Source organism: Dellaglioa sp. CoH-57-MRSF-22, assembly GCF_056781895.1.
The window spans coordinates 1-26,666 of sequence record NZ_JBXAXT010000001.1 but is presented as its reverse complement, the minus strand read 5'-3'; the positions used below and the strand labels follow the sequence as shown (position 1 = coordinate 26,666).

The 26,666-nt window shown below is 35.0% G+C and carries 25 protein-coding genes and 1 riboswitch; of the genes, 23 read left to right on the top strand and 2 right to left on the bottom strand.

Features of this window, described 5'->3' with window-relative positions; all coding sequences use genetic code 11:
* The first annotated feature begins 7 nt into the window (after nucleotides 1-7).
* From AC1RPR_RS00125 to AC1RPR_RS00075, 11 genes are all read left to right on the top strand, one after another.
* Nucleotides 8-565 (top strand): LemA family protein, encoded by a 558-nt coding sequence (locus AC1RPR_RS00125; RefSeq protein ID WP_409021597.1) that lies wholly within the window; start codon nucleotides 8-10, stop codon nucleotides 563-565.
* Nucleotides 566-583: 18 nt separating this feature from the next.
* Nucleotides 584-1,477, top strand: coding sequence for a zinc metalloprotease HtpX (htpX, locus tag AC1RPR_RS00120; protein ID WP_409021596.1), 894 nt, complete (start codon nucleotides 584-586; stop codon nucleotides 1,475-1,477).
* Between the two features lie 28 nt (nucleotides 1,478-1,505).
* Nucleotides 1,506-2,294, top strand: coding sequence for a hypothetical protein (locus AC1RPR_RS00115; RefSeq protein ID WP_481760863.1), 789 nt, complete (start codon nucleotides 1,506-1,508; stop codon nucleotides 2,292-2,294).
* 94 nt (nucleotides 2,295-2,388) lie between these two features.
* Nucleotides 2,389-3,462, top strand: a complete 1,074-nt coding sequence (locus tag AC1RPR_RS00110; protein WP_481760862.1) for a D-alanine--D-alanine ligase family protein — start codon at nucleotides 2,389-2,391, stop codon at nucleotides 3,460-3,462.
* A gap of 34 nt (nucleotides 3,463-3,496) precedes the next feature.
* Nucleotides 3,497-4,873, top strand: coding sequence for a UDP-N-acetylmuramoyl-tripeptide--D-alanyl-D-alanine ligase (locus AC1RPR_RS00105; protein WP_481760861.1), 1,377 nt, complete (start codon nucleotides 3,497-3,499; stop codon nucleotides 4,871-4,873).
* 162 nt (nucleotides 4,874-5,035) lie between these two features.
* Nucleotides 5,036-6,646, top strand: a complete 1,611-nt coding sequence (cshA, locus tag AC1RPR_RS00100; protein WP_481760860.1) for a degradosome RNA helicase CshA — start codon at nucleotides 5,036-5,038, stop codon at nucleotides 6,644-6,646.
* 161 nt (nucleotides 6,647-6,807) lie between these two features.
* A complete protein-coding gene (gene acpS, locus AC1RPR_RS00095) occupies nucleotides 6,808-7,176 on the top strand; it encodes a holo-ACP synthase (protein WP_481760859.1) in 369 nt (122 codons plus the stop codon).
* 2 nt (nucleotides 7,177-7,178) lie between these two features.
* Nucleotides 7,179-8,300: an alanine racemase gene (alr, locus tag AC1RPR_RS00090; protein WP_481760858.1), complete on the top strand. Its 1,122-nt coding sequence runs from the start codon at nucleotides 7,179-7,181 to the stop codon at nucleotides 8,298-8,300.
* A gap of 65 nt (nucleotides 8,301-8,365) precedes the next feature.
* Nucleotides 8,366-8,599, top strand: a complete 234-nt coding sequence (locus AC1RPR_RS00085; RefSeq protein ID WP_481760857.1) for a hypothetical protein — start codon at nucleotides 8,366-8,368, stop codon at nucleotides 8,597-8,599.
* 14 nt (nucleotides 8,600-8,613) lie between these two features.
* A complete protein-coding gene (locus tag AC1RPR_RS00080; protein WP_409021588.1) occupies nucleotides 8,614-8,985 on the top strand; it encodes a type II toxin-antitoxin system PemK/MazF family toxin in 372 nt (123 codons plus the stop codon).
* Between the two features lie 17 nt (nucleotides 8,986-9,002).
* A riboswitch (PreQ1 riboswitch) is annotated at nucleotides 9,003-9,047 on the top strand.
* A 9-nt stretch (nucleotides 9,048-9,056) separates the two neighbouring features.
* Complete coding sequence (locus AC1RPR_RS00075) at nucleotides 9,057-9,557, top strand: QueT transporter family protein (protein WP_481760856.1); 501 nt, start codon at nucleotides 9,057-9,059, stop codon at nucleotides 9,555-9,557.
* 32 nt (nucleotides 9,558-9,589) lie between these two features.
* Here AC1RPR_RS00075 and cbpA read toward each other — a convergent pair whose 3' ends face one another.
* Nucleotides 9,590-10,225, bottom strand: a complete 636-nt coding sequence (cbpA, locus tag AC1RPR_RS00070; RefSeq protein ID WP_409021586.1) for a cyclic di-AMP binding protein CbpA — start codon at nucleotides 10,223-10,225, stop codon at nucleotides 9,590-9,592.
* Nucleotides 10,226-10,373: 148 nt separating this feature from the next.
* On the bottom strand, nucleotides 10,374-11,336 hold the full coding sequence (locus AC1RPR_RS00065) for an L-lactate dehydrogenase (protein ID WP_409021585.1): 963 nt from the start codon (nucleotides 11,334-11,336) through the stop codon (nucleotides 10,374-10,376).
* A 209-nt stretch (nucleotides 11,337-11,545) separates the two neighbouring features.
* On the opposite strand from AC1RPR_RS00065, the gene pth reads away from it, so the two are divergent.
* The 12 genes from pth (at nucleotide 11,546) to lysS (ending at nucleotide 26,327) form a co-directional block, all read left to right on the top strand.
* Complete coding sequence (pth, locus tag AC1RPR_RS00060) at nucleotides 11,546-12,109, top strand: aminoacyl-tRNA hydrolase (RefSeq protein ID WP_409021584.1); 564 nt, start codon at nucleotides 11,546-11,548, stop codon at nucleotides 12,107-12,109.
* A 36-nt stretch (nucleotides 12,110-12,145) separates the two neighbouring features.
* Nucleotides 12,146-15,667, top strand: a complete 3,522-nt coding sequence (gene mfd, locus AC1RPR_RS00055; RefSeq protein ID WP_481760855.1) for a transcription-repair coupling factor — start codon at nucleotides 12,146-12,148, stop codon at nucleotides 15,665-15,667.
* A 21-nt stretch (nucleotides 15,668-15,688) separates the two neighbouring features.
* Nucleotides 15,689-17,257 (top strand): putative polysaccharide biosynthesis protein, encoded by a 1,569-nt coding sequence (locus AC1RPR_RS00050; protein WP_481760854.1) that lies wholly within the window; start codon nucleotides 15,689-15,691, stop codon nucleotides 17,255-17,257.
* Nucleotides 17,258-17,274: 17 nt separating this feature from the next.
* Nucleotides 17,275-17,541 carry an RNA-binding S4 domain-containing protein gene (locus AC1RPR_RS00045; protein ID WP_481760853.1) on the top strand — a complete coding sequence of 89 codons (267 nt, stop codon included), beginning with the start codon at nucleotides 17,275-17,277 and terminating at the stop codon, nucleotides 17,539-17,541.
* A 44-nt stretch (nucleotides 17,542-17,585) separates the two neighbouring features.
* Nucleotides 17,586-17,972 (top strand): FtsB family cell division protein, encoded by a 387-nt coding sequence (locus tag AC1RPR_RS00040; protein WP_481760852.1) that lies wholly within the window; start codon nucleotides 17,586-17,588, stop codon nucleotides 17,970-17,972.
* A 99-nt stretch (nucleotides 17,973-18,071) separates the two neighbouring features.
* Nucleotides 18,072-18,551 carry a S1 domain-containing RNA-binding protein gene (locus tag AC1RPR_RS00035; RefSeq protein ID WP_481760851.1) on the top strand — a complete coding sequence of 160 codons (480 nt, stop codon included), beginning with the start codon at nucleotides 18,072-18,074 and terminating at the stop codon, nucleotides 18,549-18,551.
* 76 nt (nucleotides 18,552-18,627) lie between these two features.
* The gene (gene tilS / locus AC1RPR_RS00030; RefSeq protein WP_481760850.1) at nucleotides 18,628-19,995 is read left to right on the top strand and encodes a tRNA lysidine(34) synthetase TilS; all 1,368 of its coding nucleotides are present in this window, start codon (nucleotides 18,628-18,630) and stop codon (nucleotides 19,993-19,995) included.
* A gap of 5 nt (nucleotides 19,996-20,000) precedes the next feature.
* On the top strand, nucleotides 20,001-20,540 hold the full coding sequence (gene hpt / locus AC1RPR_RS00025) for a hypoxanthine phosphoribosyltransferase (RefSeq protein ID WP_409021576.1): 540 nt from the start codon (nucleotides 20,001-20,003) through the stop codon (nucleotides 20,538-20,540).
* A gap of 93 nt (nucleotides 20,541-20,633) precedes the next feature.
* Entirely contained in the window at nucleotides 20,634-22,712 is a 2,079-nt protein-coding gene (gene ftsH, locus AC1RPR_RS00020) for an ATP-dependent zinc metalloprotease FtsH (protein ID WP_409021575.1), read from the top strand.
* Nucleotides 22,713-22,789: 77 nt separating this feature from the next.
* Nucleotides 22,790-23,674: an Hsp33 family molecular chaperone HslO gene (gene hslO, locus AC1RPR_RS00015; RefSeq protein ID WP_481760849.1), complete on the top strand. Its 885-nt coding sequence runs from the start codon at nucleotides 22,790-22,792 to the stop codon at nucleotides 23,672-23,674.
* 71 nt (nucleotides 23,675-23,745) lie between these two features.
* On the top strand, nucleotides 23,746-24,756 hold the full coding sequence (gene dusB / locus AC1RPR_RS00010) for a tRNA dihydrouridine synthase DusB (RefSeq protein WP_481760848.1): 1,011 nt from the start codon (nucleotides 23,746-23,748) through the stop codon (nucleotides 24,754-24,756).
* Nucleotides 24,757-24,827: 71 nt separating this feature from the next.
* Nucleotides 24,828-26,327, top strand: a complete 1,500-nt coding sequence (gene lysS / locus AC1RPR_RS00005; protein ID WP_481760847.1) for a lysine--tRNA ligase — start codon at nucleotides 24,828-24,830, stop codon at nucleotides 26,325-26,327.
* Nucleotides 26,328-26,666 lie beyond the last annotated feature (339 nt).

Below are 26,666 nucleotides of genomic sequence, written 5' to 3'. Positions count from 1 at the left end.
GAAAATTATGGCAATGATTATTATCGGAGTTATCGTAGTACTTTTAGTTATTATGTACATTAGCGGCTACAATGGTTTAGTAAAAGCAAAAATCCGGACTGAGGAATCATGGAGTCAAATTGACGTCCAATTAAAACGTCGTAATGATTTAATTCCTAACTTAGTTTCAACTGTTAAGGGATATGCAACTCACGAAAAAGAAACATTTGCTAAAGTAGTTGAATTACGTAATCAATTAACACAAGTACCAACGGATGCACATGAAACAACAATGGAAGTTTCTAATCAATTGAGTCAATCATTGAAAAGTATTTTTGCGTTATCTGAAAGTTACCCAGATTTAAAAGCTAACACAGAATTCACTAAGTTAATGGAAGAACTATCAAATACAGAAAATAAAATTTCTTATTCACGTCAACTATTTAACTCAACTGCTGCAAGTTTAAATGCAAAAATTCAATCATTTCCAAGTAACATTGTTGCCGGAATTCATCATTTTACAAAAGTAGAATATCTTGAAGTCCCTGAAGCTGAAAAAGCTGTACCCAACGTTTCATTTGATTAAACAGTTAGGAGATAACTAATGCTATATGATCAAATCGCGCGAAATAAGCGCAAAACAGTTTATGTTTTAATTGGTTTTGTTTTATTGATGGTTGCGATTGGTAGTGCCGTTGGCTATGTTTTTTTCAATAGTGCTGTTTCTGGACTACTTATGGCTGTTGTCATTGCAGTTGTTTATATGGGATTGATGATTTCACAATCAACTAGCGTTGTCATGAGTATGAATCATGCAACTGAAATAAAATCAGTCGATGATGCACCTGAATTATGGCATGTTGTTGAAGATATGGCGATTGTGGGCCAAGTTCCAATGCCAAAAGTGTTTATTATTGAAGATGATAGTCCTAATGCGTTTGCAACGGGAAATAATCCAGAACACGCGGCAGTTGCTGCAACAAGTGGCTTAATCAATCGATTAAATCGTGAAGAATTAGAAGGCGTTATGGCGCATGAAATTTCGCATGTACGCAACTACGATATTCGATTATCAACAATTGCATTAGCATTATCGGCAGCAATTTCATTATTAGTAAATATTGGAATGAACTCATTTTGGTGGGGCGGAGGTCGCCGTCGAAGTGATGATCGAGAAGGTGGCGGATCATTAGAAATTATTTTGATGATTTTATCATTATTATTGGTTATTTTAGGACCAATTGCAGCAACAATTGCTCAGCTTGCACTTTCTCGAAACAGAGAATATTTGGCTGATGCTTCTGCTGTTGAATTAACGCGTAATCCGCAAGGACTAATCCATGCGTTGGAAAAAATTTCTGATAGTAAACCAATGGAACGTGCCGATCCAAGTAGTGCGGCACTTTATATTTCAAATCCATTGAAGAAAAAAACAACTGGATTATTTCAAACACATCCACCGATGGAAGATAGAATTGAAAGATTAGAAGCAATGTAAACTATTTTATAAAATGGGGATGATAGTGGTGAGAGACAATTTAGTCTACGTTCATGTTGAAACGGTTTCTCATTTGATTTTATCATATGGGATTTCCAAAGAAGATTTCATAACAAGCATTCCCAGATTACCAACTAATATTTTATCGTTAAACCCAGTGGATTATGAAAATGAAATTGACATCGCAACAGGATTTAACACGGTAACCGGGGAAGAAGATACTGCACGTTATTTGAATAAAAAGACTGTTGGGTTAAAGCAAAGTTGGATTGATTTCGATAGTCAAGATGATTTAGAATTAATAACACCAAGAGAAGTAGCAGAATTCTTATATTTGGGACATGCATTTTCTCATATTCAATCACCTTTTTACTATAAATTGCAGAATGACTACGTTTTTTTAACGTTACCAAATGATGCATTAAAAATCTACTATCGTTATTTAACGCAATTTTATAATGTTTTTTCTAAATCAATTATTAGACATGCGAATCAATCGTATCGTGAAAAAAATGGTCTGTTTAGACGACGTCCTATGACGTTGAAAAAGATACCTAAAAAAATTGTTGAAGAATTAATGCCATTATTTGTTGAAGGTGTAATATTAGATTTTTCAAGGATCACAATTAATAATACGAAGTTAATATTACCTGTCTATATTATGATAGATAACGTTTCTCAGATGAAGTGGCATGAGCCAACATTGGAGACAGAAAGTGCCAAGTTAGTTGCTAATTTGGAGTATCGATTTGTAGATCAAGAATGGTTTATCGAAGTTTCTAACAAATCTGCTTTTGAAGACAGTATTATATTCTAAAAAGATAACGTATTATTATGTTATCTTTTTTTATTTTTGTTGAATTTAAAAAGAATGGTACAATAGGACGTGCAAAAAATGGAGGGCAATACGAATGCGAGTTTATTTACTCTATGGTGGTAAAAGTGCAGAACATGAGATCTCACTTTCAACTGCTTTTCAAATAACACAAGCGATATATTACCAATACTATTCGGTAATTCCAGTTTATATTACGAAAACGGGGAATTGGCTGCAAGGTCAGACGCTTAACGAACCAGTTAAATTTGTTGATAATTTAAGACTTAGAGAAACAGATGAAAAAGGACAAGCAACGAATAATCATGAAAATTCAACTGGAATAAAATTTTTGCCAAATGGATTTGACCCTGAAGATAGTGTGGTTTTTCCTGTCTTACATGGCCCAAATGGTGAAGATGGAACTGTCCAAGGACTACTTGAAACGTTGAATATCCCCTATGTTGGTAACAGTGTACTAGCATCGGCTGTCGGTAATGATAAAATAATGAGTAAATTACTCTTTAAACAAGCCGGAATTCCGGTTGTACCATTCCAAGCGATTGACTCACAGTCTTGGGAAAATAACACTGCAAGTGTGATTGCCAGATGTGAGGGCGAATTACTTTATCCAATGTATGTGAAACCATCTAATTTGGGTTCAGGAATCGGTGTTACACAGGTGAATAATAGTGTTGAATTACAATATGCAATTGATAATGCTTTTGAACTTGGTCCTCGAGTGATTGTAGAACGAGGCATTGTAGCACGTGAAATTGAAATTGGATTATTAGGTAACGAAGAAATCGCAACAAGTGTACCAGGAGAAATTTTGTCGTTTGATGACGTCTATGATCGTAAACTTGCAATGAAGGAAGATCACGAAGCCAGAATTCCAGTTGAACTCGATGAGGAATTATTGGATAAGATAGTTGGTTTTTCTAAAACAGCTTTTGCGGTTATTGATGGATCAGGGCTTGCTAGGTGTGATTTTTTAATTAGCGCTAACCAAGATATTTATTTAAATGAGATTACAACAATGCCAGGATTTTATAAAAATGCAATGTATCCAAGATTGTGGGAAGCCGTTGGGCTGAGTTACAGTGATTTAATTGAAGAATTATTACAATTAGCATTGAAAAAAAATCAGGCAAATAATAGTAAACAATAGATTTAATGGTCATATGAATGCGAGGGTTTATATAATGAAAATGCAATTAACTGAAATTGCGAGCGCAGTTAGCGCCAAGAACGAAATTACTGATGAACCAATTAATATATCGAGTGTTTCATTTGATAGTCGACAACTAACGGAAGGCAGTTTATTTGTACCTATTGTGGCAGAAAATGACGGTCATGATTATATCCAAAGTGCGATTGATAATGGTGCAACAGCGACTTTATGGGCAGTTGACCATCAAGATACAATGCCAACGAAAATCCCAGCTATCTTAGTAGATGACACATTAATGGCTTACCAAGATTTAGCAAAACATTACTTGGATAAAATTAATCCTAAAGTTGTCGCAGTTACTGGTAGTAACGGTAAAACGACAACTAAAGATATGATTACAGAAATTTTAAGTCAGCAATATAATGTTTGTAAAACGGAAGCGAATTTCAATAATCATTTAGGCGTACCGATGACTTTATTAAGTATAGAACCTAATACGGAAGTTGTTGTTGTCGAAATGGGGATGGATCATCCTGGTGAGTTAGACTTTTTAAGTCGAATTGCACAACCTGATGTCGCTGTTATTACGATGATTGGCGAAGCACATATCGAATTTTTTGGTACGCGAGATAAAATTGCGGATGCAAAAATGGAAATTGTGAATGGGCTGAAAGAAGACGGCTTGTTGGTTTATAATGCAGATGAACCGTTATTAAGAGAACGTGTTTCCAATATTGAACAGCAATCATTTGGCTTCGGTCATGGTGAAAGTGCTGACTTGAGTGTTTCAAATGTTGTCGGCAATCAAACAATGACTAGCTTTAAAGTGAGAGAAATGGCTGATTTTAATTTTACAATTCCAATGATTGGCACATATAACGTAGATAATGCGATGGCTGCTATCTCAGTTGGTCGTCATTATCGTGTGTCACCTAAAAATATTGTAAAGGCGCTTAGTGATTTTGATTTAACGAAGAATCGGACAGAGTGGCTTAGAGGTCATTTGGGCGAGTCAATTTTAAGTGATGTCTATAATTCAAATCCGACAGCTGCAAAAGCTGTTATCAAAGCATTCTCAAACAGCGATGTTGAAGGTAATCGAATGGTTGTTTTGGGTGATATGCTTGAATTAGGTGAGCAATCTAGCGATATGCATCTCAGCTTGGCTGATAGTTTTGATAATGAAAAAATTCAAAGCGTTTATCTTTACGGAGAACAAATAAAATCTTTAGCAACAGCATTAAAATCAAAGTATGATGATCAACATCTTCATTATTATGATTTAGATGAAAAAGAAGCTATGGTTGAAGATTTATTAAAAATACGTACTGAAAAAGATTCTATTTTGATTAAAGGAAGCCATGGCGTTCATTTAGAAACCGTTTTATCGGCTTTACAAAGTAATTAGAGAGTTGCTTAATATTATTTAAGGTGCTATTATAGTTTAAATAGTGACTCATGAAGGGTCAGACTTAAATTAATTTAACTTTACAAGACAGTAATTGACGACGAACTCTTAACTGTGTTGTGAAGCATGTTAGTTTGCAAACACATTAGGAGGAATTTATACTTGAAATTTACAGAATTAGGACTATCCGATGAACTACTAAAGGCCGTTCAACGCAGCGGTTTTGAAGAAGCAACACCTATCCAATCTGAAACAATTCCAATGGCTTTAGAAGGAAAAGATGTTATTGGACAAGCACAAACAGGTACTGGTAAAACTGCTGCATTTGGTTTACCAATCTTAGATACAATTGATACAACAAAAGATGAAGTTCAAGCACTTATCATCTCACCAACACGTGAACTTGCTATTCAAACGCAAGAAGAACTTTACCGTTTAGGTAAAGAAAAACATGCTAAAGTTCAAGTTGTTTATGGTGGGTCTGATATTCGTCGTCAAATCAAGAGTCTTAATCGCGCACCTCAAATTTTAGTTGGAACACCAGGACGTTTATTAGATCATATTCGTCGTCGCACCGTTAAATTAGGTAATGTTAAAACTTTGGTTTTAGATGAAGCTGATGAAATGTTAGATATGGGATTCGTTGAAGATATCGAAAGCATCTTAACAACTGTTCCTGACGAACGTCAAACATTGTTATTCTCTGCAACAATGCCAACTGCTATTCGCCGTATTGGTGAAAGATTTATGACAGATCCAACTTTGGTAACTGTTAAGGCAAAAGAATTAACAACTGACTTAGTTGATCAATTCTACGTAATCTCAAAAGATTTCGAAAAATTTGATATCATGACACGTATGTATGATGCTCAAAACCCAACACAAACAATCGTGTTTGGTCGTACAAAACGTCGTGTTGACGAATTAGCTAAAGGATTTGAAATGCGCGGATACAACGCTAAAGGAATCCATGGTGATTTATCACAACAACGTCGTATGAGTATTTTACGTGAATTTAAATCAGGTAAACTTGATATTTTAGTTGCAACTGATGTTGCTGCTCGTGGTTTAGATATTTCTGGGGTTACCCATGTCTTTAACTATGATATTCCTCAAGATCCTGAAAGTTATGTCCATCGTATTGGCCGTACAGGCCGTGCCGGACATAAAGGAACTTCATTGACATTTGTTTCACCAAATGAAATGGATTACTTACGTCAAATCGAAAAATTAACTAAGAAACGTATGGTGGCTTTAACACCACCTACAGATGATGAAGCATTTGCTGGTCAAATTGAAACAGCAATCGCTGACGTTACTGCCTTAGTTAACAAAACTGATACTAAAAAATATGCAAAACAAGCTACTGAATTAATGGCTAAGTTTGAAGTTGCTGATTTAGTTGCAGCATTACTTAGTGATGTTATTAAAAATGATTCATCACAAGTACCTGTTAAGATTACACCAGAACGCCCATTACCTAGACGTAAGGGGGGTGGCGGTGGTGGCGGAAACAACCGTCGTAGCGGCAATGGCGGTGGAAATCGTCGTGGTGGCAACGGTGGTGGTTACCAAGGCAACCGTAATGGTGGCGGAAACCGTAGTAACGGTGGAAGTTCAGATCGTCGTAACGGAAGTAGCGATCGCCGTAGCAATGGTAATGGTGGCGGAGGTTACAAAGGTAACCGCTCAAGCGATAATCGTTCAAATGACAACCGTTCAAACGGAAGTAGCGCACCAAAACGTAACTTCACAATCAGAACAAAAGATTAATTTGAATATTGAAAAGAGACCTATTAATTTAGGTCTCTTTTTTTGTTTAAAATTGCTATTCTTACAATATTGATAGGTAAAATATAAACGATTTTAGTGCAGAAAATGAATAAATTTGATAAACTTAACAAGGATATCAATGAAAAGAAATAGGTGATAATATGATTTATGGAATTGGTGTTGATATTGCCGATATTGATCGAGTAGTAAAGTTGGCAAAACAACATGAAGAATTTATAACAAAGATTCTCACAACAAATGAAATTAAACAATTTGATGAATTAAAAGGTAGTCATAAAGACGAATTTATTGCTGGAAGATTTTCCGCCAAAGAGGCATACAGTAAGGCTTTTGGAACGGGAATAGGGGATAAAGTTGGCTTTTTAGATGTTGAAATATTAAATAATGAAATTGGTAAACCGATAATTACGCAGCACCCTTTTGAGGGTAATGGCTTTATTTCAATTTCTCATACGAACAATTTAGTTATGACTGAAGTTATTTTAGAAAATCAAGAAAAGGGGATGTAAAAATGGTTGTAGGTTATCATCGTCCAACCCAAATCGTGGTAGATAGGGCAGCTATTAAGGCAAATATCACAGCTGAAAAAAAGACATTAACAGATGAGACGGTTATTTTTGCTGTTGTTAAAGCTGATGCGTATGGTCATGGATTGATTGAAGTAGCTAAAGTTGCAAAAGATGCTGGTGTAAAAGGTTTTTGTGTGGCAATAATTGATGAGGCATTAGCGTTACGAGAAGCCGGGTTTGTTGAAACTATCTTGATTCTGGGATTAACGAAAGTTGAATATGCACCGTTACTGGCAAAAAGCAAAATATCTGTAACTGTTTCAGAACTTGGCTGGTTACAAGAAGCTAATAAGTTACTGAGTGAAGAAAAATTAGCGCCTTTGGCCGTTCATTTAGCATTGGATACAGGAATGGGTCGTATTGGTTTTAGAGAAGCAGAACCGTTTTTAGAGGCAATTAATTTCCTTGGAAGTCATCAAAATACATTAAACTTTGAAGGGGTTTTTACTCACTTTGCGACAGCAGACTCTCCTAATGATTCGTATTTTAAAAAACAAATGTCAAAATTTAATGAATTGATGTCAGTAGTTTCTGATAGACCTCGTTATGTACACGTTTCTAATTCTGCAACGAGCTTATGGCACTCTGCTTGCAACGGTAATATGATTCGGATGGGCATTTCAATGTATGGTTTAAATCCATCTGGTGGTGAATTAGAACTACCTTATGCGTTAAAACCAGCATTTGGATTAACATCTGAATTAAGTTATGTGAAAGAAATCCATGCAGGTGATTCAGTTGGTTACGGTATTACATATCAAGCTCAAGAAAATGAATGGGTTGGTACAGTACCAATTGGGTATGCAGATGGTATGCCCCGAAAGATGCAAGGCTTTAAACTATTAGTCGACGGTCAATTTTGCGAAATAATTGGTCGAGTTTGCATGGATCAATTAATGATTAGATTGCCACATGAAATGCCAAATGATACAAAAGTAACTCTAATAGGCCAAGATGGCGATGAAATGATTACAGCACAGGATGTTGCAACGTACGCTGAAACAATTCATTATGAAATAATCTGTGCACTTTCAGGACGAGTACCACATGTCTACCTAAATTAGTATTTATTTGCTTAGTTTGCTATGGTAAACTATCTGTAGAGTGTAATTCTATGGGGGAAGTGCAGATGGATAAAAATGAGAAAGTAGCAATGAGTCATATAGCCGATTACTGTGCATATTATTCGATTACCAATGAAGCGTTGAAGGATAGCGAAATATTTAACTCTATTTTAAGTCATAAAAAAATGATGGATGAGTTAATTGATGGCTACTCAGAAATGGGACAATTGAATAGTGAAATCTGTAATGATTTTAAAGGATCTGAAGATGAAGTGTTATTGCACCTTCAAATTATGTAGAGAGTTGGGATAAGATGGTTGAAAGTATCATACGTGGTGATATATTCTATGCAGATTTATCGCCCGTTATTGGTTCTGAACAAGGCGGTATGAGACCTGTTCTCATTATCCAAAACAATATTGGGAATCGTTATAGTCCGACAGTCATCGTTGCCGCCATTACGGCGCGCATCCAGAAGCCTAAAATGCCAACACATGTTGGACTTTTAGCAAGTAGAGATGGTATTGAAAAAGATTCAGTTATACTAATGGAGCAAATTCGCACAATTGATAAGCAACGTCTAAAAGATCGTATCACGCATGTATCGAAAAAAAGTATGCTTGAGGTTGATGATGCGCTTAGAATGAGTGTTGGACTTGTTTCAGCAATACATAAAGAAAAATAAACAGTAAAAAGACATAAAAAAACGTGGTTCGTAACCATCCCACGCTAAAAAACTAAGGGAGTCTATTAATAATGACAAAAAATAATCGTGTAAACCAGGTAATCATTAATGGTTTAATCGCTGCACTTTATATCGTATTGGCAGTTGTTCCAGGAATGGTGAACATGGCTAGTGGTGCTATTCAATTTCGACTATCAGAAGGATTGAATCACTTAGTACTTTTCAATAAGAAATATATCTGGGGTGTTTCATTAGGGGTTATCTTATTTAATCTCTTTTACAGCAGTCCGTTAGATGTTCTTTTTGGGGGCGTACAAACAATCATGGGTCTTTTAATTGTGATTTTTGTTAGTCCTAAGTTTAAGAAAATGTGGCAAAAAATGCTTTTAAATATTATGGTTTTCTCATTTACCATGTTTTTAATCGCTATTATGTTGAACATTACAGCGAGCTTACCGTTCTGGCCTACTTACGGTACAACAGCATTATCTGAATTTGTAATAATGACAATTACAGCACCAATAATGCTCGTTTTAGATCGTGCTATTCACTTTGATAAAAGAATGCATTAAAAAAACAGACCCGAAAGGGTCTGTTTTTTTGTCTAACTACGTAAATCTTCAATTTCAGAAACAATAAATTCTTTACGTCCTAAGTTATCAACAATTTTATCAACTTTTTCTTGGTTTACACCAGCTGGTAATGTGAATAATGTTCGGCGTAATAATTCGCCTTCTTTAACATCTAAAGTCATACAACTAGCAATTGATGAATATTTTGTAATGATTTTAGCCATATCAACTAAATCACCACGTTCGCCAGCTGAAATAACAGTTAAGACATAACTACCAACATCAAAATTCCATGATTGAGACAACATATCTAGAAGACGTGTATGTGTTAAAATACCCTCAAAATAGTTGTTTTCATTTAAAACAGCAATATAAGGTAAGTCTTTAATTGAAAAGAAAACGTTGAAGAAAGCTGAATCAGATGAAATAAACTTAGTCGCATTTTTAAGAAGATAAGTAACAGGAAGTGACATATCGCCACCCTGTGATTTATGACGATAAATATGCATTTTATAAATATTACCACGGAAAATTTGACCCGTTTCATCTAAGATTGGCACACAACGGAATCCAGAATTTTCTAGGACCGTAAGTGCTTCTTCAAGTGTGACACTTTCACGGACGGTTGTTAGTTCTTTTAATGGTTTAACTAAAGTATTTAATAACATATAGGCGCCTCCAAATATTAAATTTTTCTCATTTACATTTTTATAATACCATAAAAAAAGCTTTTTAACAGTAATTTGACTATTAAAATTGTATTAAAAAAGGAACGGAAGAATGTCTTCCGTTCCTTTTTTGGAAAATAATTAAAAATTATTCACCTAATGCTTTAAGACCATCATTTAATACTTGTTTCAAAGTAGCAGCTGAATCAGTCATACGTTTAGATTCAACATCACTTAAAGGTACTTCGATGATTTGTGCAAGACCTTGGCCATTAACAACACCTGGTGTACCGATATAAATATCGTTCAAACCATATTGTCCGTCCATGTATGCACTAACAGGTAATACGGCATTTTCGTCACGCAAAATTGCTTTTGAAAGACGAGCTAATGCTGTACCAATACCGTAGAATGTTGCGCCTTTTTTGTTGATAATTTCGTAAGCTTTGTTACGAACGTCATCTTCAATTTTAGCAAGTTGGTCATCAGAAATGTTGTTAGCTTTTGCCCAATCTAAGAATGGAAGACCACCAACAGTTGCAGCTGAGTAAGCAGCAAATTCTGTATCGCCATGTTCGCCCATCATGTAAGCATGGATTGAACGAGGATCTGTAATGTCAGTTAATTTGCTTAAAGCAACACGTAAACGTGAAGTATCAAGTGAAGTACCTGAACCAATAACACGATCTTTAGGGAAACCAGAGAATTTCATTGTTGCGTAAGTTAAAATATCAACTGGGTTAGCAGCAACTAAGAAAATACCTTTAAATCCAGATTCAACGATTGGAGATACGATACTTTTCAAGATGTTTAAGTTTTTGTTTACAAGGTCAAGGCGTGTTTCACCTGGTTTTTGTGGAGCACCAGCAGTGATAACGACAAGATCTGCATCTTCACAGTCAGAGTATTCTGCTGAGTAGATACGTTTAGGAAATGCGAATGGTGTTGCATCTTCTAAATCTAAAGCATCTCCGACAGTGCGATCTTTCGCAACATCGATGATACCGAATTCTTCGCCGACACCTTGGAGTGTCATTGCGAATGCGTAACTAGAACCTACGGCGCCATCGCCGACTAAGATAACTTTTTGATGATTTTCTGTTTTTGTCAAAATAATTCATCCTTTCAGAGCTATAATTATTACTGAATAATTATAACATGTTTGTTTGTGAAAAAACATACTAGATGAGAGAGTTCTTTCACAAAATTTTCATAAATCGAGTATGGTATAATAGTTGAAAGAAAAGAATAGGGTCGAAATGCTGGGTAAGTTGAATAAACTTGCCCAGATGTTTGCGTTTATTTAAAGGAGAAATTAAAATGAAAATGATAGTCGGTTTAGGAAATATTGGGCAAAAGTATGATGGAACAAGACACAATGTCGGATTCGCTACAGTAGATGTATTTGCAAAACAACATAATGCCGATTTTGGATCTAGCAAGTATGAAGCGCAAGTGGCATCGTTTAATTTAAATGGTGAAAAAATTGTCTTAGTTAAACCATCTACTTATATGAATGATTCAGGTCGAGCTGTTAGACCGTTGATGGATTTCTATAAAATTGATGTTTCAGACATCCTTATTGTGAACGATGATCTTGATTTAGAAGTTGGTCGGATTCGATTACGTCAAAAAGGATCAGCAGGCGGACATAATGGTTTGAAAAGCATTATCGCACATACAGGAACACAGGAATTTAAACGTATTAAAATTGGTATTGACCATCCAGACAAAGTTTCTGTCGTAGATTGGGTATTAACGAAATTTTCTAAAAACCAAGAAAAAGACTTAGGTGATGCAATCAATACAGCAACTTTAGCAATTGAGGATTGGTTGGAAACAGATGATTTTATGAATACGATGAACAAGTATAACCATAAATAAGAAAAAGCTGTTTAGAAAAGGGTAAAGGGTAGAATAATGAATTTAGAAGCAATGATGCAGACTGTTCCTGGTGTAGATAACTGGCTAACAAATATTGAACCTAATACAAGACAATTGTTAACTGGACTAACGGGTTCAGCTAAAACATTGATGTTAGCTACTATTTTTAAAGATAAAAAAAAATCTATGTTGGTTGTGACAGATAATTTATTTCATGCAACACAATTAAATGAAGATTTAACTAACTTTATTAATGAAGAAGATGTGCTTACATTCCCAGTTGAAGAATTATTAGCTGCAGAACTGGCAACAAGTTCACCAGAATCTAAAAGTGAACGTGTCCAAACGCTTCAGGCTCTATTAGAAGGAACACCAAAGATTGTTGTAACATCAATCTCGGGGTTACGACGTTTTCTAGCACCTGTTTCAACGTGGAAACAAGCAACATTAAACTTAGCTGTTGGAAAAGATATTGATTTGAAAGCCACGGAAACTCAACTCTTTACGATGGGCTATCAACGTCAAAAGTTGGTTGAACGTCCTGGGGATTTTGCTGTACGTGGTTCTATCTTGGATATTTACCCATTGACCGTAGAAAACCCAATTAGACTAGATTTATTTGATACGGAAATAGATTCATTACGTTATTTTGATGTGACTAATCAACGAAGCTTAGAGAATGTGGACCAGATTCAAATTATACCCGCGACAGATTTTATTGCGACTGACGCTATGCTATTGGAAGCTAGTCAAACATTAAAAAAAGCGTATGGTGTTGAATATAAGCGATTAGATAATGATGATCAAGAGCGATTAGAATCAAATATTATGCCGCTTATGAGTGATTTTGAAAAAGGACGCTTAGCTCCGGAACATTTATTATTTAGCGATATTATTTATCAAGGTAAAACAAGTCTGTTAGATTACTTGGGTAGCAATGGTTTAATTGTAATGGACGATTATCCGAGATTATTAGAAGCTGAAAAGACGCTTAAACTAGATGAAGATAACTGGATGGCAGATAAGTTAAAAACACATCAAGTTTTGTCTACAAGTGTTTTTGGATTTGAATTACGAGATTTATTGAAAAATGAATCGCATGCTGAATTATTTCTGGCTCATTTTCAAAAAGGAATGGGTCACCTCAAATTTAATCAATTGATTGATGTACCAGGACATGCCATGCAACAATTTTTTAGCCAAATGCCATTACTTAAAACAGAAATGGATCGTTGGTTAAAAAAGAAACAGACTATTATTGTTATGGTTCAAGATAAAGAGCGACTTGATAAAGTCTCACAAACCTTGGATGATTTTGAGATTCCTTCTATCATGACGACTTTGGATAGCCTACAGTTAGGAAAAGTTCAGGTAGTAGAAGGTAACTTACAAGCTGGATTTGAATTGCCAATGGCAAACTTAGTTGTTGTGACAGAACATGAAATGTTTAACAAAGTCACTAAAAAACGTCCAAAACGCCAAACATTAGCGAATGCAGAACGCCTTAAAAGTTATCAAGATTTGAAACCAGGAGACTATGTGGTCCATGTTAATCATGGTATTGGACAGTTTATTGGAATGGAAACATTAGAAGTCGATGGTAAACATCAAGATTATATGACAATTTCTTATCGGGATGAAGCTAAATTATTTATTCCAGTAACCCAATTAAACATGGTTCAAAAGTATGTTTCTTCTGAATCTAAGTCACCTAGAATTAACAAATTGGGTGGTACTGAATGGACCAAAACGAAAAATAAAGTTGCTGCTAAAATTGAAGATATTGCTGATGATTTAGTTGCATTGTATGCTGAACGTGAAGCAGAAGTTGGATTTCAATTTTCAAAGGACAACGATTATCAGATGGAATTTGAAAATGCATTTCCATACTCTGAAACTGAAGATCAAATTAGAAGTTCAAATGAAATTAAGCACGATATGGAACAAAAGAAACCAATGGATCGTTTATTGATTGGTGATGTAGGTTTTGGGAAAACAGAAGTCGCGTTACGTGCCGCTTTTAAAGCCATTCAAGATAATAAACAGGTTGCTTTATTAGTGCCTACAACGGTGTTAGCGCAACAACATTACGAAACAATGATTAATCGATTCGAAGGATTTCCAGTTGAAATTGGGATTTTATCTCGTTTTAGAACAAAGAAACAACTTAAAGAAACAACTGATAAAATGGCTAGTGGTGCATTAGATATTGTCGTTGGGACACATCGAATTTTATCGAAAGATATTCAATTTGCTGATTTAGGATTGTTAATTGTTGATGAAGAGCAACGGTTTGGTGTGAAACATAAAGAACGACTCAAAGAGTTTAAGTCACAAGTGGACGTCTTAACGTTAACGGCAACGCCAATCCCAAGGACACTTAATATGTCGATGCTTGGGGTTCGCGATTTATCAGTAATTGAAACGGCACCATTGAACCGTTACCCAATTCAAACTTATGTAATGGAACAAAATGGTGGAACTATTCGAGATGGAATACAACGTGAACTTCAACGTGGTGGACAAGTTTTTTATTTGCATAATCGAGTTGAAGATATTGAAAAAGTAGTTTCAGAAATTGAGATTATGGTTCCTGAAGCTAGTGTCGCGTATATCCATGGTCAAATGACTGAAAATCAATTAGAAAATGTCTTGTATGATTTCATTCAAGGTGTCTATGATGTGTTGGTAACAACGACAATTATTGAAACGGGCGTAGATATTTCTAATGCTAATACATTATTTGTCGAAAATGCTGACCACATGGGATTGGCGCAACTTTACCAGTTACGTGGTCGTGTTGGTCGTAGTAGTCGAATTGCGTATGCCTACTTTATGTATAAACCTAATAAGGTTTTGACTGAAGTGAGCGAAAAACGCTTAGAAGCAATCAAAGACTTCACCGAATTGGGTTCTGGATTTAAAATTGCTATGCGAGATTTATCTATTCGTGGAGCAGGAAATCTATTGGGCCGACAACAACATGGTTTCATTGATTCTGTTGGATATGATTTATATACACAGATGTTGACAGAAGCTGTGAATAAAAAACAAGGTAAAAAAGCTGAGCCTAAATCAGATTCTGAAATTGACATTAATATTGAAGCTTATTTACCATCATCTTACATTGATGATCAGCGTCAAAAAATTGAAATTTATAAACGTATTCGACAGCTTGATAATTATGATCAATATTTGGAAGTACAAGGTGATTTAATTGATCGTTTCGGCGAATTTCCAACTGAAGTGAATAACTTAATGGAAATTGGCTTACTTAAATTATTTGCCGATAAGGCATTAGTTGATAAAATTAAAAAAGATAAAGACCAGTTAATTGTTTCTGTTTCAGAAAAAGGAACGACATTGCTGGGTACGGAAGCAATTTTCATGGCATTATCAGCAACAAAATTAAAAGCGTCATTAAAAACTCAGGGCAAACAAATGCGTGTGATTTTAGTGATTCAACCTAAGATGACTGAGACTGACTGGTTGATTGAATTACAAAACTTTATTCAAGCGTTAAGCGAATCCGTTGGGTCAGTGACTGCAGCTAACTAATAAAAAAGGAATCGAAATGATATGGGAAATAAGCAACTTAGACATTTAATGCGTGGTGCAATGATTCTATCGATTGCCTCACTAATTGCCAAGATTTTGAGTGCCATTTACCGAGTGCCATTCCAAAATTTAGTCGGAGATACGGGCTTCTATATTTATCAGCAAGTTTATCCTATTTATGGGATAGGGATGACTTTTGCTTTGACTGGATTTCCCGTCTACATTAGTAAGTTAATTGCTGAAGAGCCTTCGAAAGAAGATAAAATAAAATTGTCTCATGATATATTTATTGTTTTAAGTATATTTAGTTTAGTTATCTTTTCTGGCTTACAATTAGGAGCTTCATGGATTGCGACAGCTATGGGTGATGGACAGTTAGCAGGCTTAATTAAAAGTGTTTCATTTATGTTCTTATTTTTACCTGTTTTAGCAGTGGGACGTGGTTATTATCAAGGTATTTTTGAAATGAACAAAACTGCTGTCTCCCAAGTTGTTGAACAACTATTACGTGTTGGACTCATTATTTTAGCGGCATACATTGCGGTTGAAAATAATATGTCATTATATTCGATGGGAGCATGGGCAATGTTTGGGGCAACTATTGGTGCTATTGGCGCAAGTGTTTCTTTTATTCACTTTTACAGGGTTGAATTTAGGAAGACTAGGCTTCAAACAAACTGGCAAAGATTACTGATAACCTCTAAAAAATTATTTTCGGAGGGTCTTATCATCTGTCTATTTGCAGCAATGATGGTGCTATTACAATTAGTTGATTCATTCACAGTGAAAAACGGATTAGTGCACTTTGGTTATTCAAATAATATTGCAAAATCGTTAAAAGGAGTCTATGACCGTGCACAGCCTTTAGTACAACTTGGACTAGTTATTTCTGTTGGGTTCTCTTCGATGTTATTGCCATCTCTGGCTTCGGCCCGTCGTGAAAACCGAAAAAAGGATTTTCAACGATATGCTGGGATGTTAGTGCACATAACGGTGGCGTTATCGATGGCGGCAACCATCGGACTGATTGCTGTTATGCCACTTGTTAACCAATCTTTATTTGGGGATCAACTTCAAAATGGTACATTATCGGTTTATATGTTTAGTATTTTCTTAGCAGCAGTTATTGGAACATACAACAGCGTCCTACAGAGTCTGGGATTGTATCGTACGTCAGTCATTGCTTTGATTATCGGATTGTTACTTAAAATGAGTATTAATTTTTACCTAGTTTCTATATTAGGAACAGTTGGAGCAAGTATTGCGACAATCTTAAGTTTATTACTTGTATTAATTGCCATGTGGGTTATGTCACCCAGTGAGATTAGACAGTTACTAATTGATCCCAAATTTATGATGAAATTAACTTTAATTTGTGTAATTATGGGAATTGTGGTTTATTTATTAGATAATCAGTTAATTAATTGGACGAATGACAAGCGATTGTTGAGTGGCATTATAGCGCTCGTTTCTGGATCTATTGGTGCTGGAATATTTGGTGGTTTAGCAGTTAAATGGGAATTATTTTCGATTCGAGAATGGCTAAGCTTTCCATTTGGAAAACGTATTTTAAAAAAATTTATAAGATAAATAAAGGGGATTAACTAATGAGATTAGATAAATTTTTAAAAGTGTCACGTATTATTAAACGTCGTACAGTTGCAAAAGAAATTGCAGATAAGGGTCGAATTATGATTAATGATAAAATGGCAAAATCTTCAACAGATGTTGTTGTTGGGGATGAGTTAACAATCCAATTTGGTAATAAAACGCTGACTGTTCGAGTTATGGCGCTTAAAGAAACAACGAAAAAAGCAGAATCAATTGATTTATATGAAGTTGTTTCTGAAGTTTATACAGAAGAAAGTCGATAATTATCGATTTTTAATTGGAGTCCTTTATTGGGTTAGGAGACAAGATGGCCGATAATAAATCGAAAATTAAATTTTTAGATAATGATTTTATGAAAGCTAATAAAACAGAAAGAAAAAAAGATCAACGATTGGTAACTATTCACCGCCGCCGTATGATTGGATTAGGAGCTGTTTTAATAATTATAATCATTTTCTTTAGCGTACAGTTAATTTCAACCAAGCTTAAGGTTGCACATTATAAGCAAGAAACAGCAGTTGAACAAACGAAATTAAAAAAAGCTAAAGCAAATCAAAAAGATCTTAAATTTCAAATTAAACAATTAAATGATAACGATTATTTATTAAAATTAATTCGTGAAAAATATTATTTCTCTAAAAAAGGTGAAACTGTCTATAGTTTTCCTAGTGATAAAGCAAATTTAAAAAACTAATCAATCAGGGATAGAATTACCCGTGATTTAACTTTGTATCAAGGTTTATAGCGTGGTATACTAGTATGGTATATATATCTAAGGAGGAACAACTTTTTTATGTCTATTGAAGTCGGAGAGAAAGTTTCAGGTAAAGTTTCAGGAATTACAAATTTCGGTGCATTTATTGATTTGGGTGACAGAAAAACAGGATTAGTACATATTAGTGAAGTTTCTGATGGATTCATCAAAGATATTCATGATGCACTAACTGTTGGGGATGAAGTCACAGTTAAAGTTTTATCCATTGGCGACGATGGTAAGATAAGTTTATCAATACGAAAAGCTGTTGATAAGCCTCAAGTAACAGAAACAAAATCTCGTCCACAGAAAACATTTAATAAAGATACTCGCGCATCGACTGGTTCTCGTCCATCAAATGGTGGTAAGAATCGCTATCAGACTAAAAAAGTTGAACCTCAAAAAGATGACTTCGATTCATTGTTGTCAGGCTTTTTGAAAGATAGTGAAGATCGGTTAGTTTCATTAAAGAGAAGTACTGAAGGTAAGCGCGGTGGCCGTGGTGGCCGACGTAATTAATAACGAATTTTAAAGATGAGTGGTTGAAATGAAAATTTTAAACCACTCTTTTTTTAATGAAAAAAGGAGAAAAGTTTTGCTGAATACAAGATTTGAGGCTCAATATCGGCTACTTGGTAGTCCTGAAAAAATTCTGGTTGCTGTTTCAACAGGTGTTGATTCAATGGTCCTCATGGATTTGTTGCAACGATTACCAGATGAAATCCGGCCTGAGATAGGCGTTGCCTACATTGACCATCAATTAAGAGAGCAGAGCCGTATTGAAACTGAGTTCATCGAAAAGTATTGTCTAGATCATCAATTTAAATTATATAAAAAAGTTTGGCCAGTACATGAACATGGATTAAATGGTATTGAAAATGCAGCGCGCAAAATGAGATATGATTTTTTTGAGCAAATAATGGTATCAGAAACTTATGCAACGTTAATGACAGCGCATCAAGCAGATGACCAGCTCGAAACACTTGTTATGAAAGGAATTCGTGGCGGAGATATCAGACAGTTAACGGGTATCAGTCAAACTAGATCATTTGGACCAGGGATGTTAGTTAGACCGTTACTTTTGTTCACAAAACAGGCTATTCGGCAGTACGCAAAGCATGAAAACATTGTTTTTTTTGAAGATGAAACGAATCAATTAAGTGATTTTTTTAGAAATCGAGTTAGAAAAGAAATTATACCGAAAATGCTTGAAAATAATAAACAAGTAATTAAGCATGCACAAAGTTATGCAGATCAGTTAACGAACCTATTAGATTTAGCAGATGAAGCAATTAGTGAAAAAATAAAAGAAATCAAATATGCTTCAGGATTTAAAATAAAAATGTGGACCACGTTGGAAACAAGGTGGCAAAAGCCGATATTGAAAAAAATCGCTGAAGAACATGGTGTTTTCTTAAAAGAAGACCAAATACAGCAAATTAGCCAGTTACTGCTGAATGAAAAAAAACCACAGGGTGAACTTAATTTAGGTGATGATCAATTATTTGTTAAAAAATATGAGTACATGGATTTCATTCAAAAAGAGAAAATAATTGAAAGTACTTCTGAAAAAATAATACTCGGTATGAATTCATGGGTTAATTTAAATAATAATGAAAAAATTGGCGTATTTAAAGCTGAAGAGATTAATCTAGATGAAGTAACTATAAAAGATTATATGATGGTTGATCACTCTATTGTTGAAGAGGGGCTTAGCTTGAGACATCGGTTGCCAGGCGATTATATCGACATAGGAAATAGTGCAAAACAAAAAATAAAAAAAATATTTATTGATCAAAAAATAAGTAGTAATGACCGTAATCAGGCTTGGGTATTAGAAACTAATACTAAGCGAATCATTTGGTTAATAAATTATAAAAAATCTCAATTGTCAGACACCGTTGAAACTGATAAAATACAAGACATAATCGTTTTAAAAAAACAAGGTCAGGGAAGAGGCTAAAGTGTATGGATGAAGATATCAAAAAAGTTCTTTACAGTGAGCAAGAAATTCAAGATGTTACTCGGCGATTAGGAAAACAGATTACCGCTGATTATCAAGGCAAAAATCCATTGCTTGTTTGTATATTAAAGGGCGCCTATCTTTTTATGGCTGACATTGCTAAAAATGTTGCAGATTATGCAGAAGTTGATTTTATGAATGTTTCGAGCTATGGGGATGGTACCGTATCAACTGGTGAGATTAAGATTATCAAAGATTTAGATATTGATGTTAAAGGCAGAGATGTGATTATTGTTGAAGATATCGTGGATACAGGACAAACTTTAGCTTACTTAATCGATCTGTTTAACAATAGAAATGTAAAATCTGTTAAGGTTTGTTCGTTGTTGGACAAACCAGAAGGTCGTAAAGTGACTGTTAACGTTGATTATGCAGGATTTGAAGTTCCAAATGAATTTGTAGTTGGTTATGGATTAGATTATGCTGAAAAATATAGGAACTTACCATATATTGGCGTCTTGAAACCTGAAATTTATACAGAGTAAAATAATGGTCAAAGAATGTCAATTGTGATATAGTGTATCCTATTCAAACGATAGTTGAAATAAAAATAAAGAAAAACGGGCAGGAGAGTAGATATGAAAAACAATCCTAAAAATGGACTTTTTAAAAATAGTTTATTTTACATAGTTATCATGCTTGGGATAATGGGTGTAATGTACTTCTTTTTTGATGGAAACAGCAAAACGGAAACACAAGAAATTCAATCAAGTGAATTTGTCTCAAAATTACAATCAAACCAAGTGAAATCATTTGATATTCAACCATCAGGTGGTGTCTACAAAATAACAGGGACTTATAAGAAAGCTCAAACAGAAAAGAGCAAGGATACTGGGTTCTCATTAATTCCAGCTTCAAAGAAAACAACAAAAGTTAAAAACTTTACGTCAACAGTTATTCAAAATGATTCAAATATGGCACAAATTTTGAAATCATCTGAAGCAACAAAGACAAAAATGGATACAAAAGAAGAACAATCAGATAGTATCTGGTTGCAATTAGCAATTACGGTTATTCCACTTGTATTAATGGTCGGCTTTTTCTATCTTATGATGGGACAAGCAGGACAAGGTGGCGGTGGTGGCGGTAAGGTGATGAACTTTGGTAAATCAAAAACAAAACCTTCCGAGAAAAAAGATAATAAAGTTCGTTTTGCTGATGTTGCCGGTGCAGAAGAAGAAAAGCAAGAACTTGTTGAAGTTGTTGAATTCTTAAAATCACCACGCAAATTTGCTGATTTAGGCGCTCGAATCCCATCAGGTGTTCTCCTAGAGGGACCTCCTGGTACTGGTAAAACTTTACTCGCAAAAGCAGTAGCTGGTGAAGCTGAAGTACCATTTTATTCAATTTCCGGTTCTGATTTCGTAGAAATGTTTGTCGGTGTTGGGGCAAGTCGTGTACGTGATTTGTTCGAAAATGCTAAGAAAACTGCACCATCAATTATCTTTATTGATGAAATTGATGCTGTCGGACGTCGTCGTGGCTCTGGTACAGGTGGCGGTAATGATGAACGTGAACAAACATTGAACCAATTACTTGTTGAAATGGATGGATTTACGGGTACAGAAGGTGTGATTGTAATTGCAGCTACTAACCGTTCGGATGTTCTGGATCCAGCACTTTTACGTCCTGGTCGTTTTGATCGTAAAGTTTTAGTAGGTCGCCCAGATGTTAAGGGTCGTGAGGCTATTCTTAATGTTCATGCAAAAAACAAACCGTTAGCATCTGATGTTGATTTAAAAGTTATTGCTAAGCAGACACCTGGATTTGTTGGTGCTGATTTAGAAAATCTTTTAAATGAAGCTGCATTATTAGCTGCTCGTCGTAATAAATCAAAAATTGATGCAAGCGATATGGATGAAGCTGAGGATCGTGTTATTGCGGGACCAGCAAAACGTGATCGTACGATTAATGAAAAAGAACGTCAAACAGTTGCATTCCATGAAGCCGGACATACAATTGTTGGATTAGTCCTAAATGATGCTAGAGTTGTTCACAAAGTAACAATTGTCCCTCGAGGTCGTGCTGGCGGTTACGCAATCATGTTACCAAAAGAAGATCAAATGTTATTGTCTAAAAAAGATATGAGTGAACAAATTGCTGGATTAATGGGTGGACGTGCAGCTGAAGAAATTGTTTACAATGAACAATCTTCAGGCGCATCAAACGATTTCCAACAAGCAACACAAATGGCTCGCTCAATGGTTACTGAATATGGAATGAGTGAAAAACTCGGACCTGTTCAATTAGAAGGCAATAGCCAAATGTTCGCTGGTGGTTCAGGTCAACCAAGTGCTGCTTACTCAAGCAATACGGCTGACATTATTGATTCTGAGGTTCGTCGTCTATCTGAAGAAGGTATGAAACTTGCTAAAGAAATTATTGAAGCACATAGAGAACAGCATAAATTGATTGCTGATAAGTTATTAGAATTTGAAACACTTGATGAAAAAGAAATTTTAAGCTTGTTCGAAGATGGCAAAATGCCAGAAAAAGACGATGCAAATGAATTTCCGAGTGAAAAAGATGGTTCTTTTGAAGCAACAAAAAAAGAATTAGAACGTAAAGATGCAAAAAAAATAGCTGAAGAAACAGATGAAGTTGATTTATCTAAAACGGTTGTTTTTTACCCCAAAGTGAATAAAGACGATAAATAATCGTTACTTAAGAACTCCGATGGATTATCTATCGGAGTTCTTGTTGGTCTAAAATGAATTATTTAAGGAGAAAACGAATGAAAGATTATCTTGTAAAAAGTTTGGCCTTTGACGGTAAATTAAGAGTATATGCTGTTACTGCGACAAATACGGTTGCTGAAGCACAAAGGAGACATGACACATGGAGCGCAGCATCAGCTGCACTTGGGCGGAGCCTAATAGGAACATTATTACTAAGTACATCTACATTGTCAGCCGATGAAAAAATGACCGTTAAAATTAATGGTGATGGGCCAGTTGGTGCTATCGTAATTGATGGTAACGCTGATGGAACAGTTAAAGGATATCTGAGTGAACCCCACGTTCATTTACCATTAAATGAAAAAAATAAAATTGATGTTAAAGGTGCCGTTGGAACAACTGGATCAATGGCAGTAACAAAAGATATGGGTATGAAGGAACCGTTTACGGGACAAGTCCCATTGGTTTCAGGTGAACTTGGCGAAGACTTTACTTACTATTTAGCTAAATCAGAGCAGATTCCATCATCAGTTGGATTATCTGTATTTGTGAACACGGACAATACAATCGAAGTGGCCGGTGGGTTTATGATTCAAGTAATGCCTGGCGCAACTGATGAAGTTATCGATAATTTAGAAAAAAAATTAGCAGAAATGCCTATGATTTCAGAATTGCTAAGAGATGGTAAAACGCCAGAAGATATTATATATCTGATGTTTGGTAAAGAAAATGTTAATATCTTGGATACAATGCCAGTTGCGTTCGAATGTGATTGTTCAAAAGATAAATTTTACGGTTCATTAGCTAGTTTGCCAAAAAGCGATATCACTGAAATGATCGAATTGGATCATGGTGCCGAAGCTGTTTGTCGTTTTTGTGGAAATCGATATCAATATTCTGAAAATGAATTAATGAAATTATTAGAGGGTTCAGCTAAATAAATTTTATCAATATATGATTTGTGTTATGATACTAAACAATAGTAAGTGTAAAAAACGATGAGGTGAATAGAATGGAATGGAAAATTGGCGATATATTAATTCCTAATCAAGTAGTTGTTGCACCTATGGCAGGTGTAACAAATGCGGCATTCAGAATGATTTGTAAGGATTTTGGTGCTGGATTAGTAGTTTGTGAAATGATTTCTGATAAAGGAATCCAATTTAGAAATAAAAAAACGTTGAGCATGTTGTTTGTAGATCCAAGAGAACATCCAGTTAGCGTTCAAATTTTTGGCGGAGATAAGGAAACATTGGTTGCTGCTGCTAAGTTTGTTGAAGAACACACGTCAGCCGACATAGTCGATATTAATATGGGTTGCCCTGTACCTAAAGTAACAAAAACAGACGCAGGCGCACGTTGGTTGCTTGATCCAGATAAAGTATACGAAATGGTTGATGCGGTTACTAATGAGCTGTCAATTCCGGTAACAGTTAAAATGAGAACAGGCTGGGACGAAGATCATATTTTAGCAGTTGAAAATGCCTTAGCTGCTGAACAAGGTGGTGCAGCTGCACTTGCAATGCACGGAAGAACACGTTTCCAGTTGTATAATGGTAAAGCAGATTGGAATATTTTACATGAAGTTAAAAGTAATTTAAAAACAATTCCTTTTATGGGTAATGGTGATATTAAAACGCCACAAGATGCAAAGAAGATGTTAGATGAAGTCGGTGCCGACGCTGTTATGATAGGCCGTGCTGCATTAGGAAATCCGTGGATGATTAGGCAGACAGCAACGTACCTTGAAACAGGTGAACTCATTGCTGAACCTTCAGCATCTGATAAAATTTTAGTTGCTAAAGAACACTTGCACGCACTTTGCCAGATAAAGGGTGAGGTTATTGGACCTAAAGAATTCAGAAGTCAAGCAGCATACTACTTAAAAGGTATTTCGCGTTCAGCTCGTGCTAAAGCAGCATTGAATGAAGCAAATTCAGAAGCTACTATGATAACGATATTTGATAAATTTTTAGAAGATACAAAAGAACGTGAATTCAAATTAATGCAAAAAGAAGCATAGAATTAGTTGCATTTTATTGGGTTAATTGGCATGATAGTAAGTGAAATATGTAATTAAGTGAGGGATATAATATGGTAAAGCAAGAACAAAGTATGAATGATCAATTAAAGGTACGTCGTGAAAAAGTTGTTGAACTTCGCGAAGCAGGGGTCGATCCATTTGGACACCGCTTTGAACGTAAAGACATGACTAAAGCATTACATGATAAGTATGATGCATTAACTAAAGAAGAACTTGATGGTATGGATATCCAAGCTACTATCGCAGGTAGATTAATGTCTAAACGTGGTAAAGGTAAAGTGAGTTTCGCTGATATTCAGGATAAAGATGGACGTTTACAATTATATGTCCGTAAAGATGTTGTAGGTGAAGATACATATCATATCTTTAAACGTTCAGATATTGGTGATTTTGTTGGTATAACAGGTGATGTTATGAAAACAGATATGGGTGAATTAACGATTCGCCCAACAGAAGTTACTTTCCTATCAAAAGCATTACGACCATTACCAGATAAATTTCATGGTTTGCAAAATGTAGAACAAATCTATAGACAAAGATATCTTGATTTAATCACAAATCGTGAAAGCTTTGATCGATTTATGAAACGTAGTCAAATTATTTCAGCTGTAAGACGTTATTTAGATGGTAATGGATATATTGAGGTTGAAACGCCAGTACTGCATAACCAAGCAGGTGGAGCATCAGCTAAACCATTTACAACACATCATAATGCGTTAGATATTGAACTATACTTGAGAATTGCACTAGAATTACATTTAAAACGACTTATCGTTGGTGGAATGGAAAAAGTATACGAAATTGGTCGAGTGTTCCGTAATGAAGGAATTGATACAAAACATAATCCTGAGTTTACAATGCTTGAAACGTACGTTGCATACTATGACTTCCATGATGTAATGGATGAAACTGAAGGCATTTTTAAAGCAGTCGCAGATGTAATTTCAAATGACGGAATTATTGAATATGATGGAAAAAAAGTAGATTTTAATAAAAAATTTGCAAGAGTTCATATGGTAGATGCTATTAAGTCCGTAACTGGAGTGGATTTTTGGAAAGAAATGTCAGTTGAAGAAGCACAAAAATTGGCAGATGAACATCATGTTAAATATGAAACATATTGGAAAGTTGGCCATATCATTAATGAATTTTTCGAAAAATTTGTTGAAGATACAATTGTTGATCCTACTTTTGTTTATGGACATCCTTTAGAAATTTCGCCTTTAGCAAAGAAAAATGAAGATGATCCAAGATTTACGGATCGTTTTGAAATGTATATTTTAGGTACAGAATATGCTAATGCATTTACTGAGTTAAATGACCCCATTGATCAAAGAGAGCGATTTGAGTCCCAAGTTGAAGAACGTGAAGATGGTAACGATGAAGCGGAAGGAATCGATGAAGATTTCATTGAAGCACTCGAATATGGTATGCCACCAACAGGTGGTTTAGGAATTGGAATAGATAGGTTGGTTATGTTAATGACTGATGCACAATCTATCAGAGATGTGTTATTATTTCCAACTATGAGACCAGATGATAATCAATAAATATTTTTAAATTATTTTATAGGATTATTTTTGATGAATAATATTATATGAGAGTATTGTCGCTATGTGACAATACTCTTTTTTTACTTTTATTTCAGCAGTAAAAGTAATAATAAAACACGATGTACACGTTTACATTCATTGATTTAGATTTAATTTAAATAAAGGCTTGACGAAGGTGATTATTCTTGGTAAAGTAATAAACGTTGCTTCAGTAGTAAACAACTAATTCAAATGTGACCAGTTAATTAATTAAAAAAGTTCTTGACAATTAACGAAATCCTTGATATGATATAAAAGTTGTCAAAAGCAACCAAGTAGATCTTTGAAAACTGAACA